Annotated in this window: 1 protein-coding gene; it reads right to left on the bottom strand. The window is 60.7% G+C overall.

The annotated features are described in order from the left end of the window. A partial coding sequence (locus tag D1641_RS18965) for an S-layer homology domain-containing protein (RefSeq protein ID WP_160668555.1) occupies positions 1 to 892 on the bottom strand: 892 nt, incomplete at both ends.

Here is an 892-nt window from a genome sequence, read left to right as displayed (position 1 = left end):
AGTAGTTGATCTCGATGACGTCAACAGTCTGCTCGTCGTCGTCGATGTAGATCTCGGTCTGGGTGCCCTTGGCGGTGAAGCGGTAGATGTCGCTGCTGTTGGCGCCGGGAATCAGCGCCTTGCCGTAGCTGTCGGCAGCGGTCTCAACCTCTTTGCCGTTGATGAAGGCGGTCCACTCATAGCCCGGGTCATTGTTCTTGTTGGCGTAGGCGGTGCAGACGGACTTGCCCAGATTCTTGTACACGTCCTTCTCCTTGGTCTTGTCGGTGTACACATAGGTGGGGGCGTTGGGAACGGTGATGATCTCGTCCTTCTCCTGCAGCCGGACCAGGCTGGGCAGCAGGCCGCCCTCGTTGGTCAGGTTGTCAGTCTTGGTGATGGTGCCGGAGGAGGTGGTGGAGTTGCCGGCATTGTAGCGGCCCACGCCCCAGGTGGTGGCGGGACGGCCGTACATGTCGCGGTCATTGCTGCGGTAGACCAGGTCGAAGTTCTTGTAGCCCAGGGTCTGGAGGTAGTTGAACTCCAGGGAGTAGATGATGCCCTGGTTCTCGTTGTAGTACACGCCGAGAAGCTCGTTGTACTGCACGGGAACGGCCTTGCTGATGGTGTTGAACACCATCTCGGCCACGTTGTCACGGGCCAGCTCGGCGTTGGTGGGCAGGTTCAGATTGCCGAACATGTTGATCTTGGTGGCCTGGGCGATGGAGGCCAGAGCCCAGTCAGTGGCCTGGGCGATCTCGTTGCCCTTGAAGTAGCCAAGAGCACGGGACAGCATCAGGGCGGCCTGAGCAGTGGTCACGGTGTCGTTGGGGCCGAAGCGCCCGTCGCCGTAGCCGCCGATGATGCCCAGCTGGGTGGCCAGGTTGATGTAGCCAGTGTAGTAGTCGTTGGC

It is taken from the genome of Colidextribacter sp. OB.20, assembly GCF_009911595.1.
Classification (GTDB): Bacteria; Bacillota; Clostridia; order Oscillospirales; family Oscillospiraceae; genus Lawsonibacter.
Note: the sequence above shows the minus strand (reverse complement) of the source record. Positions and strands in the feature narration are given on the sequence as shown.